Below are 13,575 nucleotides of genomic sequence, written 5' to 3' on the forward strand. Positions count from 1 at the left end.
ATCTAGACAAACTATCTCAAAATAATCCTATCATATTTAGGCGCCACTATTTTGTCAGATTGTATAAAAGGCACGCAACTCCAGTTAGTGCGCGCCTTCTTCAAAAACTCTATGACAATATATTGTTATCTTTTTAGTAGATTAAACTCTCAAAAACTTCTTTTCGCGGTCTTGGAATAACTACTTTATTAATTAAAAGTGCTTCTTCTTTAGCCGCCGCAAGTCCAGCTTCTACTGCCGCCTCACATGCTGCTGTATCACCCGTTAACACAACGAACGATTTACCAGCAATCCCAGTCGCCAAACGAATATCCAGTAACTGCACATCGGCTGCTTTTACTGCGGCATCTGCAGCAATAATTGAGCCAGAGCAAGAATAATATTCCATAACTCCAACCGCGTTCATTTCATCCGGTACTTCGGTTTTATTAATCGCTTTAATCACTTGGTCAGACACACGTGGAATCACTAAGTTACCAACGATATTGGCCGCACCAATCTTCGTACCTGCTTCAATTGATTGCGCCACTGAATCCACTGTTCCAGCAATTAAAATATAATACTTTCCTGGACAGCTTGCTTTTGCATAAATCAATTCTGAATTGGCCGCTTTTAGCATTGTGTCGACCGCTTCGATGCCTTTCGAAATACTATTTAATTCGAGAAATCCTAATGTATCCATTTTCATGACATCACCTTCTTAATATGAACTTGTTCTTCGGTTATACGGATAATTTGACCGTCAATGCTCGCATGGATATTTGCCCCAAGAGCCGTATCAGGAATCTTCGCAATTAAGTCCCCTTTTTTCACGATATCCCCTTCACTTACAACTGGAATGGACGGTGCGCCGATATGCATTTTTGTCGGAATAAATACTTCATCCACTTCTAAATAATGCATTTTTTCTAAATGAACGTCCGCATATTGCTGCAAGCCCATTTTAATTAAAATGTTTTTAGGTGCAATTGATTTATATTCGCGCATCGGATCTGGTGTGAATTCTTTTTTATCCGTTTGATAACGTACGCCTTGTTTTAAAAGTTCTTTTTTCACGTGAATGTTTACTTGGCGCGGAGAAAGCCCCATCGGACAAGCGATTACTTCACAAATCCCACATTCACAACAAATCATCGCTTCTTCCCAAATTGGGTCCGGTTTGATATCCGAAATATCTTCCGCAACCGCAAAATGACGCATAACTTTATGCGGATGAATGTCATGCCCTAATTGCTGTCTCGGGCATAAATCCGAACAAAGCGAACACTGAATACAAGCTGATTTTGTTTCATTAAAAATTTGTTCGACTGTTTGGTAATGCAGTTTGTGCAAGTAGCCCGTATCTTCTGCGACAATCAAACCAGACGTTGTTTTCGTTACAACTTTTTCCGAAATAGTGGATTGATCATTTAATTTCCCCATCATCGGTCCACCATCTAAAAATAAATACTCCGCTAAATTGGTTCCACCCGCTGCTGCTAAACAGACTTCGAATGGCGTTCCAACAGGTACATCTAATAGTTTTGGTTCGCCAACTGCACCAGTAACCGTCAGCTGTTTACGTACAACTGGCGCATCATCTTGAATCGCGTGAAAGACATTCCACATTGTTGAAACATTCGATACAATACAGCCAACCATTAGAGGAATTCCGCTTGGTGGTACAACGCGCCCAGTTACTTCAAATACCATAACTTGCTCGTCACCGGTCGGATATACATTATCCATCTCATGAATTGTTACGCTTGCATCTAGTTCCGAAATTGCCGCGCGTAATGCCGCAATTTCCGCTGTGTAATACCGTTTTGTTGCAATAACGGCAAATTCTGCACCTACTTGGCTTTTAACCATTTCAATTGCTTTAATCGTTTCTACTGCATGGTTTCTCATAACAAAATGATCGGTTTTTAGTAGCGGTTCACATTCCGCTGCGTTAATAATTAAATATTCCACTTCGCCGCTAAATTTGGCATGGGTCGGAAAGCCCGCTCCACCACAACCAACAACGCCAGCATCTTTAATCTTTTCTAAAATGGACATTTGGCTCAACACCCTCTTAATAGTTTTTCATTATACTTCAATGATAGAGCGTTTACATTCCAAAATCTATAGTAAAATTTTGCAACCTAAAAGAGAGCAATATAATAGAATAAAAAACCTACTAAAATTAGCAGGTTTTATCTTTTTTATTACGATTCGCGATTTCTTCTGTTTCTAAATTGGCTACTAACTGGCTTACTTCACGCTTCACTTTCTTCGCGTAACCTGGATTGCCTCCGCCCGTTGAAATTCCAATCGTCAGCTCATTTTTCGTCACCGTCGCCATATTGAAAAAATCAGAATTTGCTTGGTCGGTTGTATCATTCACGAGTTGCCAAGGCGCCCGGTCGCGCAAAACGAGCTGATTTACTTCCGGGTTATCTGTGCAAATAAATATCATAAAAGCCGATTCCAGATGTTCCGAGCGATATGCTTCTTCCACTACCTGCACATCAAGCGACTTAATCTCTGGCAAAACATTTAGCCCAACAACTAAAATATCCGCACCCGCATCCAGCAAACCCGCAATTTTCCGAAGCGCCACTTTTCCGCCACCAATTATGACAACCTTCTTCCCGGTAATCTCAAGCATTATCGGATATTTCATCAGCCAACCTCCGCTCATTTTTCTTCATTTTAACACATAATTGAAACATTTTTCGGGTATAGTTAAAATAATTCAAAAGGAGGTAAAATAAATGTTTAATCAAGCGAAACGAATCTCCACATTTTTCACTTTTAATGGGAATGGCGAGGAAGCTTTTAATTTTTATTTAGATACTTTTCCTGATGCGAAAAAAATTGGCCTAACCTACTTCACAAAACCAGAACAAGGTGGCGACATTGGCAAAGTCCTTAACGCTACTTTTGAAATGAAGGGGGCCTCATTCATGATTATGGACATGACAAATAACGCCTCCCCTGAATTTAGTTGGGCAACAACGACCCTTTATTTTGCAGATACTGAAAGCGAATTCGACACCCTTTTTGAAAAACTGGCTAAAGAAGGTACGGTTATGATGGGCCCAGAAGCAGTAGAAGCCCTTCGAAAAGTGGCTTGGGTCACGGATAAATATGGCATCACTTGGCAATTAGCCTTTGTATAAAATCGAGAAGAAAACGCCGTCCTAAAGCGTTTTCTTTTTTGCATTCAAATTGTTTGACCATTTTCGACCATTGTGATAAGATACCTGTAATACGAACAAACTAAGGCTTTTTAAGGAGGAATTTTTTCATGACAGAGAATAAAAATAATGAAAACATCGCAAATATCCTTACCCAAAAATTGATTGATACACGCACGGTTTTAATTTACGGGGAAATCAATCAAGAGCTAGCCGAAGACGTTTCTAAGCAGCTTTTGCTTTTGGAATCTATTAGCAATGATCCAATTACGATTTTTATTAATAGCCAAGGCGGACACGTCGAAGCTGGCGATACGATTCATGATATGATTAAATTTATTAAACCAACTGTTAAAGTCGTTGGTACTGGCTGGGTTGCAAGCGCCGGTATTACCATTTACTTAGCTACTGAAAAAGAAAATCGCTTTAGCCTTCCAAATACGCGCTACATGATTCACCAACCAGCTGGCGGCGTACAAGGTCAAAGTACTGAAATCGAAATCGAAGCAAAGGAAATCATCCGGATGCGCGAAAGAATTAACCGCCTCATCGCCAAAGCAACCGGTCAATCATACGAGCAAATTTCTAAAGATACAGATCGTAACTTCTGGCTTTCAGTTAATGAAGCGAAAGATTACGGCATTGTTAATGAAATCATCGAAAACCGCGATGGCTTAAAATAATACGAAAAGGTTCACTTACAAAATGAAGTGAACCTTTTTTATTCCCTATAAGATGGAGGACTTACAATGGAATTAACGAAAGAAAATTTCCAAAAACTTGATCAAATTCATTTATCACTCGAAAACCGTCACTCCATGTCTGAAATTATCGATATTTTAAGTGAATCTTACATGGAAATTACGCAAAGCGGTGTTGTTAAAGATTATGCTTATTACAAATCGCTAACAACACTTGGCGATAGCAGTTTAAAAATCATGGAATATGACATAAAAATTTTAGACGAAACGAAAGTTCTATCGTATTACAAACTTAAAAATTTAAGCGAAAATAGCTATACGATGCGAAGTAATATTTGGATTATCGAAAATGGTTTATGGAAACTTACTTTTCATCAAGGAACAAAAATTGTTTAACTAAAAAAGGAATTTGGCTAATGACCAAATTCCTTTTTTATTATTTTATTTTTCTTAATAAAATCACACCAATAGCAGCCAGCGTTAAACCGCCAAATAGACTAGATGTCATTCCACTGTCCCCTGTTTTCGGCAACTTCACAGTACCTTTAATTGGTTGAATTGCTACTTCTTCATTAACAGAAATAGCCTGATTTAACGGGGGTGTTTGATTTCCAGGAGAATCTGGAACGTTTGGCTCGACTGGTTTCGTAGGGTCTACTGGATTTGCTGGGTCTACTGGGTCTACTGGGTTAACCGGCTCAATCAGCTTCTCTAGCAAAGACTGCGTAATTTTACCAGAATAGGTCGTTGTTAACGAACCAATTGTTACCGGCAAATCATATTCGTAATTAAGAATATAATTACTTTGCAACCCTTCCCACGTAATCTCCCCATCCGCATAAACACCCGCATGATTCACTTTTGTCGGCGCTACTCTACTACCATTTTCATCTATTACTGGTGCAGGTAAAATCATTGGATCATCTACCTCGACAGCATCTAATACACGTGTTTGATTCTCCAACTCCAACCTTGTTAAATTGGTTAAATTTTTCAGTGGAGAAATATCAATTATTCGGTTGAAACTGAGTGTTACTGTCTCTAAAGTAGTGACTGTAGCCAAACCACTAATATCGCTCACCTGATTCGCTTTGACATCGAAATCTTCAAGACTTGTAAGATGTTTAACCACACTCACATCCTTGATTTGATTCCCAAACAAACTTAAACCAAGCAAATCCGACATATTTTTAAGCGGCGTAATATCACTAATATTATTTCCCCCCGCCCAAAACATCAGCATATTAGACAGATTTTCAACTGGTGACAAATCACTTATCTCACAATCCCTTATAGTCAAAAATTCCAGCTGTGTCATATTTTTAACAGCACTAATATCCGAAACTGGATTGGCACTAACATTAAGTTCTAGCATATTCGTTAAATTTTTTAACGGTTCAATCGTTTGCAAGTTATTAAACTCAAAGTCGAGCGCCATTAATGTCGTCAAATTCGCAATTGGTGTTAAATCACTTATTTGATTTTTGGGCATCTGTATGACTTCTAGCTGCGTTAAATTACTTAATGGTCCTAAATCACTCACTTGGTTGCCATTGCCAAATACTTGCGTGAGATTTTTTAAATACTCTACCCCTTCAAGACTTTGAACACCTTTTGAGCTGAAGTGCAACGATTTAACTGTATTCAATTGGCTTTGCGTAACCGTGCTAGTTGCTGATGGTAGCTTTAACCAATCTGCAACTACTTGCGCAAGATTTGGATCAGCAAAAATCTCATTAATTGGCGTTGGATTTGTCAGCGAGTAGACTGTTTCAGCTTTGACTATATGTGGCTTAGCAAAATCCCCCATACTAAATACACAGGCAAAGCTTAAAAGTAAACTGGTTGTAATCTTGATAGTTTTTTTCATAATATCCTCCTTGATTGTCAACCAACATAATACTCCGCTTATTCACTCAAATCAACGGAACAAGGAGGCGATTTTTCCGGTTTTAGAAAATGATTTTCTTCCTTTTATTCCCCAACCTTTTCCCTCACGTTCTTACCACTATTGCCTTCACTAGACTTATCCTAGCCATTTATCCTCCCTTGAATTGTGTCTAAAAAATGAACTGATGGAAGAAATCCGCTTTTTTAACTACTAAAAAAGGTAAGTTAGATTTAAAAACCTAACTTACCTGTTAATTTTTTATAATTCATCTGCAGTTGCGTCCCTTACATACTCCTTCATCGCAAGTTCACAAGCACCAAACTCTTTAAAATTTTGCCGAGCTTCTAATAAAGTTAAACCATGGTTAGCGCCAGAAGGGATATTTAGTAAATCTTCTACCGAGGAAATTTTTTGATGGTGTGAGTAAATCTCCCCCTCAGTAAAGACAAAATAACCATCATCCTCCCAAAAGCATATAGGACAAATCTCAAACTCACCTCTAACATCAATCGTTAAACAGTTACAACAAGCACATCTATGTTTACTCATCCAAGTCCTCTTTTCGCGCCGAAGTACCCCACTTGAGCACCACCGTCAATTCTTTTTCTTCTATTATTTCGAACCCAGTTTTTACAAGAAAAGCAATTCCCGCTTCATTTTTCCGTCTTACCTCATCTAACATAACTATTCCGCCGCAATCATTTTGAAAAAAATCCAAGAATAATTGCAAAGCTTTTTGAGCGATCCGCTGACCTCGAAAACATGCAGCCACTTTAATATTTAAATGAGCAGTTCCTTTTTCAAAATCACGAAAGCTCACTTCTCCAACTGATTCCGCATCTTTTTTAATAATAAAATAAGCATTGCTTGCCTGTGATTTTGACTTTAGCCAGTCCATTCGGGTTTCTTCTGGAAAAGAAAATGGTCCACCAAGTACTTCCGTTGTTGCCAAATCTCCCCACAACCATTCAATGAAAGGAAAATCAGCTGTAGTAGGTTTTTGTAGTGTGATATTCATGAAATTCCTCCTTGATTATTAGGTAGTTAAAAGTTCACTAATGAACTTGATGATTGTATTTTATAATGATATCATTAAATTCAACATAAATTCAACCAAGCAGGTGCTCATCATGATATATTACAAAGACAAACTCAAAACAATCGGAACGGCTTTAACTTCTTTATCTTTTATTTTTATGTTTGGCTTATTAACTCTATTGTCCATGGGAAAACCAGAATCATTTTATTGTGGCCTTATTACGATATTTTTTATAGGACGTTTACTTATTAAACTTCTACTCCCTCCAAAAGAATGGGTCCAAGTCACAAAGACAGCTTTTATTCTTCACACACGCAGCGAAACAAAAACGATCCATCTTGCAAATGTAAAAAGAATAAGCTATTACTTCCAGCCTATTCGTAGGGGCATAAGGTATCAGATTCCAGAAACGATGGAACTATTCTTTCAAACAGAAAACAAAATGGAAAAACTCGACTGTGCCTTTATCGGCCGAAGTAATTTCGTTGAGTTAATTAACCAATTTGATGCCAAATTAGCCTCATTAAGCGAAGACATCATTGAACATGATCATCGCTATCCCCTTGATCTAGTATATGGGGTGTTTATTTTCGGTGTTGTCATTCTCTGCTTTCTTCCCCTTCTTTTGTTTGGGCGAGAATTTTTATTTGAGCAAATTGGGAAAATTTTTGAATAGCAATCGCAATGTATGGTTCGCCAAAGTCAGCCAATTTAAAGGAGTATTATTATGAACTTATATGTTTATCATCTTGGTCATGGACTTTTCCCCTTAGATTGGGAATTTTGCTTTCTTACCATTGATGAATACAAAGAAAAACTTGAACAAAAATATAATCCTAAACGATATGTATCCAACGAATTAGAAACTATTTTTTCACTCATTGATGAAATGCTACTATATGCAAAAAATGACTTCAAGGAAATGTTTTCTGGTTATGACCGATTACGTTGTCCGCCAATGATTTTCCCTATTCCAAAAGGAGACAGCACAAGTGAAGCAACTTTTTGTATCATTTTAAAACGTGATGAAGATGGCGATACCGTTGTTTATTCGCCCGTACAGTTATCTTACCTTGAAAAATAATGAAAACAGCCTGAGGTTAGCTTATTCTAACTTCAGGCTGTTTTCATTATTTCCCATCAAATTGACAAAATATGTTGAGCGGTAATCCCATTATATTTTTCATTAAAATCATCAAACGACATTTCCCCGTTTATATCTAAAACTGCATATATTTGCTTTAGTTCCTCTTCTGAAAATATGGATTTAGGGGAAACTAGCTTTTTCGAGTATCCGGCAACGGGCGTCATTCCTAATCCAGAATAAGGGAGAAATAGCTCTTTTCCAGTGCTTCTCTTCAAGTATTGCTTCGCCGGCATCGTTTTACTTCCAAATCCCCAATCAAATCTCACAGTAATTTCTTTGATGTGGCTTTTAATAATCTCTCTATCGGATGCATCTGTAACTTGGTAACCTGCATAAGTTGTAGACACTCCATTAAAAGAAAAACTCATTGGAAAAAGAATATCGGATTCCTCCAGAACAGACTCCCCAATAATTGGAAAATCACCACGCAACACTAAGTCATCCATGATAAATTCCGGATTTAAAAGCTCCTGCTGTTTCAAAAGTTGGACGTCCACTTTATTTTGTTTGCTTGTATAATTAAAGGTACGAATCACAAGCGGAACCCCCATCATTAAATTGAGGTAATGTGAGCTATCTTGAGGCATTATCTTTTGTTTCCTAAACGTCTGAAAACAGCCAATCACAAGTGCAAAACCGTATTCATTTCCTATCGGATAAGAAAAAACGCAGCCTTGCTTAATCGTTTGTCTTGTTTTCACTGCGAGCTTTGCTTTGGCTAATGTGCTCAACCAATCGCTTCCAAGAACTGCAGTAATTTTTTCTTGAACATTTTCTTTAGTGAAAAGCATATCTTTCTCAAAGTAGAGATTTTCAAAATGCCGAACACCTAGTTTAAGCTCTATTCGGTGACTGACTTTATTTATTTTTAGCCTCAATTCTTTTGTTTTCGCTTTTAATATTGCTTTAAGTGTCAATGCTTTCGGTTTTGCATTTTTTCGTCCAATTAGTTCATTGCTATCAGTAAGTTTGATATCAAAATCAATTTCTTTATAAAAATCTGCTTGATCTAGTATCAATTTTATCAGTACATTTTCTCTGATGATTACTATTGCATTGTCCACAGTCAATTTTTGGTCATTTTCAAGGATTTGATGTAACCCTACAACTTCTCTTATTTCATTATTAATCATTGATGCTCACCTTTCTTGCTGTTTTATTTTTAAAGTTTCTCCCGGTATCCAGCCACTTTTTTACCAACAAAAGAAATCGTTTCCGCTAAATTTTTCTGTTGTTCATACAAATTTTCCATATGATTATTTAAAATTGCAATTCGTTCTGGAAGTGAGTCATCCCCTTGCTTTTGTAACCCCGCAAAAGTTTTAATGTTCGTTATCGACATGCCGGTTTGCTTTATTTTAAGCAACAGCTGCACCCAACAATAATCTTCTTCCGTATAAACACGATAATTTTTTTCATTTCTAGCAGGAATTAATAACTGTTCTTCCTCATAATATCGAAGCGTATCAATCGAAAGTCCCGTTTTAGTGGCAAAATCTTTAATATACATCTAGTTCCTCCTTGCTATCGGGTGTACTCCATACCTTAAGCTTAACATATTCAAAGGAGGAGAAGAAATGTATTTAAAAGAAAACGCCAATTATTTATATTGTACGGCAGTTATTCAAACTACTGGAAAAGTTTCTTATGAACAGCTGGTTGAACATTTGGAAAGGTTACGCGCTAAAACAGTGACAGAGGAAGGCTGTGTTCTATTCGAAATTGTCCCTTTAGAAAGAGCACTCGGCAGATTCGCTTTATGGGAAATTTGGCAAAATCAAGCAGCTTTTTATTACCATCATGAACAGGACTACACGAAAAATTTCTTTGCCGCAGAATTAGATACCATTGAATTTTTCGAAAGCTCGGAGAAAGTAGATTTATAAACAAAAACAGCTTGTAGCAAATACAAGCTGTTTTTGTTTATTCTACTATCCGTTGCAATACACCATTTTCCAAAAACCACTGCTCTTCTGCCAAAGCTAGCGTCGTTCTTCGGTGGGAAATTACGAGCATCGTTTTATCCTGAATCTCTGAACGTAGCGTGTTGAGAATCGCTTGTTCGTTAATATAATCCAAATTACTAGTTGGTTCGTCTAATAATAATAACGGCGCATCGTGAAGAAATAGTCTTGCTAAGCCAATTCGTTGACGTTCACCATCCGATAAATTTCTCGATTGTCCGCCAATGATTGTATCATATCCTTCTGGCAAAGTTTCAATCCATTTATCCAGTGCAGCTTTTCGCGCCGCTTCTTTCACTTCTTCCAAAGTCGCCTCTTTTTTCCCTAAGCGAATATTATTTCCGAGTGTATCCTCGAATAAAAAGGTACTTTGCTCCATCACGCCTTCCAACTGGTGAAGCGACGACTCCGTAATTTCAGGAAGCGCATGATGATTTAATTTCACTTCACCATCCGGATCCCAGTAACGCATCAGCAGTTTCACCAACGTACTTTTCCCGCTGCCACTTTCCCCGCCGATGCCTAGCCATTTTCCCTTTGGCAATTCAAAAGAAAGTCCGTTCAAAATTGGCAGTTTCCCATCATGACTAAAATGAACTTGCTCCAGCTCTGCGCTTTCAAAATCAGTCAATTCTAGTTGACCATTAAAAGTGACAACTGGTTTTTCTTCTGTTAAAGCATACAGCCGTTTACCGCTCGCAAAAGTAGTCAACAAAGCCGTTCCTAAAGCATTTAATGCCAATACAGAACCAAACGAACTCAGACTAAGTACGGTTCCAATCAATACCGTTTCAAGCGGTAATTGCCAAAAACTACCTAACACTAAAATGATTGCCGTTGTGCCAATTAGCACCCATTCCCCCAAAATTTGCAGCTCGCTTCCTTGGCGTAACCGTTTTTGATACTGTTTATTTAGTTTTTCCCCACGATCAGTTAATTTCGCCAAACGCGCTTCCCCCAATTTAAACTGGAAAATATCTTGTAAACTGGCAATATTTTCCATTACCGCTTGATTGAGTCCAACAAATTCTGTTTGATACGCTGTGCCGATTTTTTTATTTCGGTTGTAGCTGATCATTGGCAAAACCACACCAACTAAAATTTGGCCTAATAAAAGGATTAACGCCAAGCCAACATCATATGTTGCTAAAAACCCAACCGTTGCAATTGTCGTGCCCACTGCAATAAAAACTGGTGAAATCGTATGCGCGAAAAACACTTCCAATGCTTCAACATCCGTTGTAATCGCCGTAATTAAATCGCCACTTTTTTTCCCAGATAAACGAGCCGGACCCAATTTTCGCAAAGTCGCAAAAATACGTTCGCGAATAATCGCAAGTAAACGAAAGGCGATATCATGATTTAAATACTGTTCCGCATAGCGCGCCAGCCCCCGTACAACACCGCACCCAACCATCACAAGAAGCCATTTATACGGATTTAGCGGCTGCTGCAAAATAACCGCGATAATTCCATATGCTCCAATCAAAGAAATCATAATAACCGATAAATTACTTATAATTCCAAGTATAATTGCAAGAATCATCTTTCCTCTTAACGGTTTAACAAATTTCAACAACCAACGAATAATCGTCCATTCTGACATATTATGCTCCCCCTTTCAACAACGCTTCTTCTTCTGAAAAGTAGTTTTTAAAGTAACTAGATTCCTGTTGTAACTGTTCAGGATTCGCCACCTCAACCAATTTCCCCGCTTCAAAAACTAGAACCTGATCCGCGGCTAACACATTATATAAGCGATGCGAAATAAAGAGCACGATTTTTTCCTGAGCTAATTTTTGTAAAACCGCAAGAATAATTTTCTCACTTTCCAAATCTACCCCAGAAGTAATTTCATCAAAAACATATAGTTCCGCTTCTCGAAGTAGCGCTCTCGCAAGCAATAAGCGCTGCCTTTGCCCACCAGATAAATTACTCCCATTCTCATCTAAAAGTTCGTTTAATTGCCCCGGCAACTTCCGCACAAAATCAGCCAAACTCACTTGTTCTAAAACGTTCCATAACTCAGTTTCACTTGCTTGCGGATTACCAATTAATAAATTTCCCTGAATACTTTCCGCATATAAATAACCATGATTATCCACTAATACGGCTTGCTTACGAATCGCCTCGCCACTTAAATCAGAAAGCGATACATCATTCCAAATAATTCCCCCCTGATAGCCAGGTAATTGATTGAGTAACACGCGCACAAAAGTACTTTTTCCAGAACCCGACTTACCAACAATCGCCGAAAAACTACCTTTATTAAAACTTGCAGACACTTCATGAAGCGCTTCGCTTTCGCCCTTTTCATATGTAAAAGTTAAGTCTCGAACTTCAATTTTTTCTAAAGGTTTTTCTAGTTTTTTCGCGCCATACACTTGCTCAGGTAGCTCTAAATAAGCGAACAATTTACTACAAGCACTAATCCCATTCATCGCCACATGGAATAAAGACCCCAGTTGACGCATCGGAATAAAAAACTCTGCGCTTAGTAGTAGGAACATTAGCATACCTGTCATACTAATAGTTCCATTAGTGAACATAATTAAAGACATTCCAATCCCAAGCGCCGCCCCGCTATATGAAATAATATCCATAATCGTGATCGAATTTAGCTGCATCGACAGCAAACTCATCGTCGCTTTACGAAAACGTTCCGCATCAGAAACAATTTCTTCTTGTTTATATTTATCTTGATCATACGCTTTTAAAATACTTAAACCACTTAAATTCTCATGAAATTTGCTTCCTAAATTCGTATAATCCGACCAATAACCACTCAAAATCCGCTTGGCAATTTTCATCACCATCATAATCACAACTGGAATCAGCGGCATACAAATTAATAGCACAATTGCCGGCTGCCAAGCAAAACCAACCAAACTGCCAAAAATCATCAAAGACGCGATTAAACAATAAAATAATTGCGGTAAAAAACGTGAGTAATAAATTTCTAACTGTTCAATTCCATCTACCGCCAGTTGCGTTAATGTCGATGCTGGTAGCTGGCCTTCGTTGTTGCCTAGCCGAAAAGCTTTTTCCATTACAGCGCGGCGCATCGACAATCGTAGTTCCGCCGAGGCATGATAAATTTGTTTCTCAGCTAATTTGGTAAGTATCGCCTTGCCAATCAAAACGACTAAAACCGTTCCAACTAACATAAGCCAATCAATGCTTTCACCGTTTAAATAACTAGTTAATTGTTGAGCAAAAACGAGCCACAGACCAATCATCAGCCCCAAACTAAGTACCCGAAACAGAATTAATAGTCTTAAAGATTTCTTCTCAACCAGTTGAAACAAACGCTTATCAATCATTGTACTTCCCCCGAGTTACATAAAGATCCACTAGTTCGGAATCCTTTAGTAGTTTCTTTGATTTTTTTGGCTGTATGAGCCGTGTTGTTCATTACTTTTCCCATTTGATTGCTAACCTCCGTTAATAAATCTTTGTTTATTATATCACAAAAAACGACTTTTGATAATGATTCTCATTATCAAAAGTCGTTTTATTAAAACTCATTACCTAGTTACTTTCATCATTTTTATAACTTTTAAACAAAAATGGAAAATGTTATAATCTTTTTGGACTATAAAATAATTAAAAGAAATTGCAAGCAAATAAAAATTTTACATGTACTAGAAATATCTTCGGTCTTATCTA

16 protein-coding genes are annotated in these 13,575 nt (G+C 37.7%); 6 read left to right on the forward strand and 10 right to left on the reverse strand.

Translation table 11 applies throughout. The annotated features are described in order from the left end of the window. Positions 1-133: 133 nt before the first annotated feature. The 3 genes from HCJ55_RS03210 to HCJ55_RS03220 form a co-directional block, all read right to left on the reverse strand. On the reverse strand, positions 134-688 hold the full coding sequence (locus HCJ55_RS03210) for a BMC domain-containing protein (protein ID WP_003736310.1): 555 nt from the start codon (positions 686-688) through the stop codon (positions 134-136). Beyond that, positions 685-2,049 (reverse strand): 4Fe-4S dicluster domain-containing protein, encoded by a 1,365-nt coding sequence (locus tag HCJ55_RS03215; protein WP_185502605.1) that lies wholly within the window; start codon positions 2,047-2,049, stop codon positions 685-687. The genes HCJ55_RS03210 and HCJ55_RS03215 overlap by 4 nt, the downstream gene beginning before the upstream one ends. A gap of 118 nt (positions 2,050-2,167) precedes the next feature. Next, entirely contained in the window at positions 2,168-2,647 is a 480-nt protein-coding gene (locus HCJ55_RS03220; RefSeq protein ID WP_185517025.1) for a precorrin-2 dehydrogenase/sirohydrochlorin ferrochelatase family protein, read from the reverse strand. A 91-nt stretch (positions 2,648-2,738) separates the two neighbouring features. Here HCJ55_RS03220 and HCJ55_RS03225 point away from each other — a divergent pair, with 91 nt between their 5' ends. From HCJ55_RS03225 to HCJ55_RS03235, 3 genes are all read left to right on the forward strand, one after another. Then, positions 2,739-3,146: a VOC family protein gene (locus tag HCJ55_RS03225; RefSeq protein ID WP_185502603.1), complete on the forward strand. Its 408-nt coding sequence runs from the start codon at positions 2,739-2,741 to the stop codon at positions 3,144-3,146. Between the two features lie 128 nt (positions 3,147-3,274). Beyond that, a complete protein-coding gene (locus HCJ55_RS03230) occupies positions 3,275-3,847 on the forward strand; it encodes an ATP-dependent Clp protease proteolytic subunit (protein ID WP_185517027.1) in 573 nt (190 codons plus the stop codon). A 66-nt stretch (positions 3,848-3,913) separates the two neighbouring features. Then, positions 3,914-4,261, forward strand: coding sequence for a nuclear transport factor 2 family protein (locus HCJ55_RS03235; RefSeq protein WP_185502602.1), 348 nt, complete (start codon positions 3,914-3,916; stop codon positions 4,259-4,261). A 40-nt stretch (positions 4,262-4,301) separates the two neighbouring features. Here the strand turns inward: HCJ55_RS03235 and HCJ55_RS03240 are convergent, their stop codons facing one another. The 3 genes from HCJ55_RS03240 to HCJ55_RS03250 all read right to left on the reverse strand — a co-directional run bounded on the left by HCJ55_RS03240 (position 4,302) and on the right by HCJ55_RS03250 (position 6,774). Further along, positions 4,302-5,735, reverse strand: a complete 1,434-nt coding sequence (locus HCJ55_RS03240; protein WP_185517030.1) for a leucine-rich repeat domain-containing protein — start codon at positions 5,733-5,735, stop codon at positions 4,302-4,304. A gap of 279 nt (positions 5,736-6,014) precedes the next feature. After that, positions 6,015-6,305: a CPCC family cysteine-rich protein gene (locus HCJ55_RS03245; RefSeq protein WP_185506327.1), complete on the reverse strand. Its 291-nt coding sequence runs from the start codon at positions 6,303-6,305 to the stop codon at positions 6,015-6,017. Beyond that, a complete protein-coding gene (locus tag HCJ55_RS03250) occupies positions 6,298-6,774 on the reverse strand; it encodes a GNAT family N-acetyltransferase (protein ID WP_185502599.1) in 477 nt (158 codons plus the stop codon). Before HCJ55_RS03250 ends, HCJ55_RS03245 begins: the two co-directional genes overlap by 8 nt. Positions 6,775-6,886: 112 nt before the next feature. Between HCJ55_RS03250 and HCJ55_RS03255 the strand changes: the two genes are divergently transcribed. Together HCJ55_RS03255 and HCJ55_RS03260 are read left to right on the forward strand one after the other, a co-directional pair. Next, on the forward strand, positions 6,887-7,471 hold the full coding sequence (locus tag HCJ55_RS03255; protein ID WP_185502668.1) for a hypothetical protein: 585 nt from the start codon (positions 6,887-6,889) through the stop codon (positions 7,469-7,471). Positions 7,472-7,522: 51 nt separating this feature from the next. Next, complete coding sequence (locus HCJ55_RS03260; protein WP_008947500.1) at positions 7,523-7,879, forward strand: hypothetical protein; 357 nt, start codon at positions 7,523-7,525, stop codon at positions 7,877-7,879. 56 nt (positions 7,880-7,935) lie between these two features. On the opposite strand, the gene HCJ55_RS03265 is transcribed toward HCJ55_RS03260, so the two are convergent. Together HCJ55_RS03265 and HCJ55_RS03270 are read right to left on the reverse strand one after the other, a co-directional pair. Next, the gene (locus HCJ55_RS03265) at positions 7,936-9,075 is read right to left on the reverse strand and encodes an immunity 26/phosphotriesterase HocA family protein (RefSeq protein WP_185517032.1); all 1,140 of its coding nucleotides are present in this window, start codon (positions 9,073-9,075) and stop codon (positions 7,936-7,938) included. A gap of 29 nt (positions 9,076-9,104) precedes the next feature. Beyond that, complete coding sequence (locus HCJ55_RS03270) at positions 9,105-9,452, reverse strand: MerR family transcriptional regulator (RefSeq protein ID WP_008947498.1); 348 nt, start codon at positions 9,450-9,452, stop codon at positions 9,105-9,107. 67 nt (positions 9,453-9,519) lie between these two features. On the opposite strand from HCJ55_RS03270, the gene HCJ55_RS03275 reads away from it, so the two are divergent. After that, on the forward strand, positions 9,520-9,828 hold the full coding sequence (locus tag HCJ55_RS03275) for a putative quinol monooxygenase (RefSeq protein ID WP_008947497.1): 309 nt from the start codon (positions 9,520-9,522) through the stop codon (positions 9,826-9,828). Positions 9,829-9,865: 37 nt separating this feature from the next. Here HCJ55_RS03275 and HCJ55_RS03280 read toward each other — a convergent pair whose 3' ends face one another. Next, on the reverse strand, positions 9,866-11,512 hold the full coding sequence (locus HCJ55_RS03280) for an amino acid ABC transporter ATP-binding/permease protein (protein ID WP_185517034.1): 1,647 nt from the start codon (positions 11,510-11,512) through the stop codon (positions 9,866-9,868). A gap of 1 nt (position 11,513) precedes the next feature. Then, complete coding sequence (locus tag HCJ55_RS03285) at positions 11,514-13,229, reverse strand: ABC transporter ATP-binding protein/permease (RefSeq protein WP_185517036.1); 1,716 nt, start codon at positions 13,227-13,229, stop codon at positions 11,514-11,516. Positions 13,230-13,575 lie beyond the last annotated feature (346 nt).

It is taken from the genome of Listeria marthii, from assembly GCF_014227425.1.
Taxonomy (GTDB): domain Bacteria; phylum Bacillota; class Bacilli; order Lactobacillales; family Listeriaceae; genus Listeria; species Listeria marthii.

What these genes read in the sequence shown, in the direction of transcription:
- HCJ55_RS03245 (WP_185506327.1), bottom strand. Translation starts at nt 6,305, where the DNA reads ATGAGTAAACATAGATGTGCTTGTTGTAACTGTTTAACGATTGATGTT.
- HCJ55_RS03265 (WP_185517032.1), bottom strand. Translation starts at nt 9,075, where the DNA reads ATGATTAATAATGAAATAAGAGAAGTTGTAGGGTTACATCAAATCCTT.
- HCJ55_RS03220 (WP_185517025.1), bottom strand. Translation starts at nt 2,647, where the DNA reads ATGAAATATCCGATAATGCTTGAGATTACCGGGAAGAAGGTTGTCATA.
- HCJ55_RS03210 (WP_003736310.1), bottom strand. Translation starts at nt 688, where the DNA reads ATGAAAATGGATACATTAGGATTTCTCGAATTAAATAGTATTTCGAAA.
- HCJ55_RS03280 (WP_185517034.1), bottom strand. Translation starts at nt 11,512, where the DNA reads ATGTCAGAATGGACGATTATTCGTTGGTTGTTGAAATTTGTTAAACCG.
- HCJ55_RS03285 (WP_185517036.1), bottom strand. Translation starts at nt 13,229, where the DNA reads ATGATTGATAAGCGTTTGTTTCAACTGGTTGAGAAGAAATCTTTAAGA.
- HCJ55_RS03240 (WP_185517030.1), bottom strand. Translation starts at nt 5,735, where the DNA reads ATGAAAAAAACTATCAAGATTACAACCAGTTTACTTTTAAGCTTTGCC.
- HCJ55_RS03260 (WP_008947500.1), top strand. Translation starts at nt 7,523, where the DNA reads ATGAACTTATATGTTTATCATCTTGGTCATGGACTTTTCCCCTTAGAT.
- HCJ55_RS03230 (WP_185517027.1), top strand. Translation starts at nt 3,275, where the DNA reads ATGACAGAGAATAAAAATAATGAAAACATCGCAAATATCCTTACCCAA.
- HCJ55_RS03225 (WP_185502603.1), top strand. Translation starts at nt 2,739, where the DNA reads ATGTTTAATCAAGCGAAACGAATCTCCACATTTTTCACTTTTAATGGG.
- HCJ55_RS03270 (WP_008947498.1), bottom strand. Translation starts at nt 9,452, where the DNA reads ATGTATATTAAAGATTTTGCCACTAAAACGGGACTTTCGATTGATACG.
- HCJ55_RS03235 (WP_185502602.1), top strand. Translation starts at nt 3,914, where the DNA reads ATGGAATTAACGAAAGAAAATTTCCAAAAACTTGATCAAATTCATTTA.
- HCJ55_RS03275 (WP_008947497.1), top strand. Translation starts at nt 9,520, where the DNA reads ATGTATTTAAAAGAAAACGCCAATTATTTATATTGTACGGCAGTTATT.
- HCJ55_RS03255 (WP_185502668.1), top strand. Translation starts at nt 6,887, where the DNA reads ATGATATATTACAAAGACAAACTCAAAACAATCGGAACGGCTTTAACT.
- HCJ55_RS03250 (WP_185502599.1), bottom strand. Translation starts at nt 6,774, where the DNA reads ATGAATATCACACTACAAAAACCTACTACAGCTGATTTTCCTTTCATT.